General features: G+C 49.2%; 5 protein-coding genes. 2 read left to right on the top strand and 3 right to left on the bottom strand.

What is annotated here, in order from left to right:
• Nucleotides 1-17: 17 nt before the first annotated feature.
• A complete protein-coding gene (locus Q3886_RS09155) occupies nt 18-965 on the bottom strand; it encodes an AEC family transporter (protein ID WP_301861114.1) in 948 nt (315 codons plus the stop codon).
• Between the two features lie 14 nt (nt 966-979).
• Entirely contained in the window at nt 980-1,768 is a 789-nt protein-coding gene (locus Q3886_RS09150; RefSeq protein ID WP_301861113.1) for a carbon-nitrogen family hydrolase, read from the bottom strand.
• A gap of 160 nt (nt 1,769-1,928) precedes the next feature.
• Between Q3886_RS09150 and ybaK the strand changes: the two genes are divergently transcribed.
• On the top strand, nt 1,929-2,441 hold the full coding sequence (gene ybaK / locus Q3886_RS09145; protein ID WP_301861110.1) for a Cys-tRNA(Pro) deacylase: 513 nt from the start codon (nt 1,929-1,931) through the stop codon (nt 2,439-2,441).
• Complete coding sequence (locus Q3886_RS09140) at nt 2,438-3,097, top strand: uracil-DNA glycosylase (protein ID WP_301861109.1); 660 nt, start codon at nt 2,438-2,440, stop codon at nt 3,095-3,097. The genes ybaK and Q3886_RS09140 overlap by 4 nt, the downstream gene beginning before the upstream one ends.
• Before the next feature lie 109 nt (nt 3,098-3,206).
• On the opposite strand, the gene Q3886_RS09135 is transcribed toward Q3886_RS09140, so the two are convergent.
• Nucleotides 3,207-3,775 (bottom strand): LysR substrate-binding domain-containing protein (locus Q3886_RS09135; RefSeq protein WP_301861108.1); only part of this gene is annotated, 569 nt, incomplete at its 5' end.

Raw genomic sequence — 3,775 nt, 5'->3', positions numbered from 1 at the left:
CCTGTAAAACGTACTATTTATTGTATAAAAAACATGTATGCCGGTATGACTAAAATACCAAGCAGAACTGTAAGAAAACTGATTTCCGTCGAATACCGCACATCGGCACCGACAGATTTGGCAACAACAGTCATCTGCGTCATAGCCGGCATGCTGGCCTGCATGACAAATACGTTGGCCGACATGGCAGATACGGGAATACATGGCAGCAGTGCAGCAACGCACAAGGGGCACACCATAAACCGTCCCATAAGCGCGCCAATAATATCCCGGTCCCAGCGGACAGATGCCAGGGAAAGGGCATGCATTTCAATGCCAATGACCATGAGCGATAACGGCGTCGCCAAGTTGCCGACATACTGAAAGGACGTAAGAAGAAATGCCGGCACAGGAATATCGGCAAGAACCAGACCAAGGCCGGCCAAAAATCCCAACAGCGGCGGCGAAATGACCTTTTGAGCGGTCTGACGGGAAAACAGAGGCATTGCAGCCTTGCCGCCTGTACTGTCATTGACAATATGATACACGCCCAGCGTCCAGAACATGGTCGTATTGGCCATATAATACAGCATGACAGATGGCACGCTCTGTTCGCCAAATAAGGCCAGATTGACAGGCAAGCCAATAAAAATGGTATTGGCAATACAAAAGGACGTAATAAAAACTCCCCGGCGGCTCTGCCGTATATGCAGCAATCTGGCAGCGCCCCGGCCGACAAGATAGGCCAGAAAAATCGAGACAAAAGGCAGCAGCAGATCCGGTGCCATATGTACCAGCGAGTCATGAGTAAAGTCCTTTTTCAGCTGGCACAGCATGTATAAGGGCAAAGCTACTTTCATGACCAGCCGGGTCATAATCATACTTGTATCTGCCGTAAACCATCCTTTGTGTGTCAGCAGATAGCCCAGGCCAATCATAAACAGAATTTCAAAAATACCTTCTAGTCCATGCAAAACTCCGTCCACAATATCTGCCTCCTCTAGTCTGACAAGGTGTACAGTTCGGGACGGCGGTCGCGAAACACGGGAATATTCCGGCGAATTGTTTCGACAACTGCCACGTCAATATCGGCTGTAATCTGCTCAGACGACGGTCCTCCCTCAGCCAGCACCTTTCCCCAGGGATCAATAAGCAGAGAGTGTCCGCCAAATACCATATCTCCCGCTGTTCCGCAGCTGTTGACAGCCACGACGAACAGCTGGTTTTCAATCGCCCTGGCCCGATTCAGAATCTGCCAGTGGTCAATACGGACGTCCGGCCAGGCAGCGGGCACAACCAATACCTGTGCGCCTGCCAGGGCGGCCATGCGCGTCCATTCAGCAAAGCGAACATCGTAACAAATGACAGTGGCCATCGTAATGCCGTCCAGAGAGAATACATTGAGATGATCTCCGGCAGTGAAGGCCTTATCTTCTCCGCCAGGCGTAAATAAATGGACTTTATCGTATACGCCGGCGACAGTACCGCTTCGATTGACAACAAACGTAGTATTATACAGTTTGCCATTTCGCCAGTTTGCAACAGACCCGCCGATAATATGTACTCCCAGCGATAATGCCAGGTCGGACAAAAAGGACTTCGTCCTGGCCCCATCGACATCGGCAAGGTCCCGGACGTCAGATGGATAAAAAGATGTATTCCATAGTTCCGGCAGTACGATACAGTCAGCCTTCTGAGCAGCAGCCCGGCGTATCTGTGCTTCAATGAGCTCATAGTTCTGTTCCACATCGCCCAGTACCAGTGCCGGCTGTACAGCAGTAATTTTCATAGCAATCCCTTCTTTCCCGTTCAGTAAAATACCGTTTTTATTATAAAAGATTCACAGCAGGACAACAAGAGAGACATGGAGGCAACCTTGAAAATCACAGCATATGTTGGTATAGTAAGTTATATTAGTATGTAATCAGCAAAGCAGAGGAATGATAGGAATGGCAAAAGTAAAGAAAACAAACGTAATGCGCATGTTAGATAAACAGAAAATCGCCTACACCACCAAGGCCTATGCCTACGATGAAAGCGATCTGTCCGGTGTCCACGCTGCTGCCGAACTGGGTATGGACCCGTCTCAGGTCTTTAAGACCCTGGTTGGGCAGGGCAACAAAACAGGTCCGGTCGTATTCTGCATCCCCAGCGACAAAGAACTGGATCTGAAAAAGGCAGCTGCCTGCAGCGGCAATAAGGACGTTCATCTGCTCCATGTCAAAGATCTTCCCGGCCTGACCGGCTATATTCGCGGCGGCTGTTCTCCTATTGGCATGAAGAAACTGTTTCCCACGTATATCGACGAATCTGCCCAAACCTATGATGCTATCAGCCTCAGCGCCGGCATGCGGGGCCAGCAGGTACTCGTAGCGCCTCAGGATGTGGCAGATCTGATTCATGCATCCTTCTGTGACCTCCTCATGAAAGATGTAACTCTTACAGAAGGGCGCGTACGATGAGCGGCATCGATATGACTTCATGGCTGAAAAACCTGGCTGCCTGTGAAGCCTGTCCGCTGCGGCACGAAGGAAACCGCGGCCCAACGCGGTACTCCGGCGATCCTTCGTCGCCCCTCATGTTCGTCGGCGAAGGACCTGGCGGTGTGGAAGATGAATACGGCGTCCCGCTCGTAGGGCCGTCAGGACAGCTGCTGGATAAGGCACTGTGGAGCGTCGGCCTCACACGGGACCATGTATACGTCACGAATATCGTCAAATGCCGTCCCCATAACAACCGCACGCCGACCTTGGAAGAAGGGAAGCGCTGTGCCAACATTCATCTTGTCCGCGAACTGGAACTGGTACAGCCCAAGGTCATCGTATGTCTCGGCAAAGTGGCCTTTCAGTATTTTTACGGCCGCACAGCCAGCATCATGCGCAACCGCGGGAAATGGTTTGACTACCAGGGCATTCCCGTCATGCCTACATATCATCCGGCCTTTTTACTTCGTCAGACAGGGCAGGAACTGGTCGAATCGAAATGGCAGGTCTACTACGACTTTAAAGCCGCTGTCGACAAGGCCAAAGAAGCGGCACCGGATTACATCTATAAAAGCGCGGAAAAGCCAAACTTGCTGGCCCAGTACGAAGACCTGCGGAACAGCCGACATTTCTGATTACGTATCTCCATGTAATACAAATTTCACCGACAACACACACGGCCTCTGTATGCCAGATCTGCGTTCTGGTGTACAGAGGCTGTTTATATATATGCACCATTTCGTATCATACGTTTCCCCGCAGCCATCGGGACAGTACAAAGTTCCGGAACCGGTCGACAACGGGCAACAAGTTGGACTGCTTATGTACAGCCATAAAGAGATACCGCTTTTCAAAGGAATCGGCAATGGGAATCCTATCCAGATTATAGTATTGCAGCGTATAAAAATTAGGAATGATAGCCACACCATACCCGGCTGCGACAAATCCAGCCATGGCATTATCTTCTTCAATATGGCAGACAATCTGTAAATGAGCATCTGCTTGTTCAGTCAATTTTCGTATCATTTCATAAAGGCCACTGCTTTTATTAAAAGAAATGAAAGGATATGGCTCTAATTCCTTTAACGATACAGAACCGCGGTTACTTAAAGGATGCCCTTTAGGTACGGCAACAACTAATTCTTCTTCTGCAATAGGATAAAATAATACGTCTGATTCATTGTTAACAGCTGAACAAAATGCGATGTCCAAGGTTTCGTCTTTCAAATCACGAATAAGTGTATTCGTTGTTCCCTGTTTAAAGTCAAAAGATATTCCTTTATTATCAGGAATTCGTTGAAATTGGGTAATCA

Origin of the sequence: uncultured Megasphaera sp., assembly GCF_958350005.1 — a bacterium.
Lineage (GTDB): Bacteria > Bacillota > Negativicutes > Veillonellales > Megasphaeraceae > Megasphaera.
The sequence above is the reverse complement of the archived record's forward strand: the minus strand, read 5'-3'. Positions and strand labels throughout refer to the sequence as shown.

Excerpts from the sequence above, each read along its gene's own strand:
- Q3886_RS09150 (WP_301861113.1), bottom strand. The coding sequence starts at position 1,768 with ATGAAAATTACTGCTGTACAGCCGGCACTGGTACTGGGCGATGTGGAA.
- ybaK (WP_301861110.1), top strand. The coding sequence starts at position 1,929 with ATGGCAAAAGTAAAGAAAACAAACGTAATGCGCATGTTAGATAAACAG.
- Q3886_RS09140 (WP_301861109.1), top strand. The coding sequence starts at position 2,438 with ATGAGCGGCATCGATATGACTTCATGGCTGAAAAACCTGGCTGCCTGT.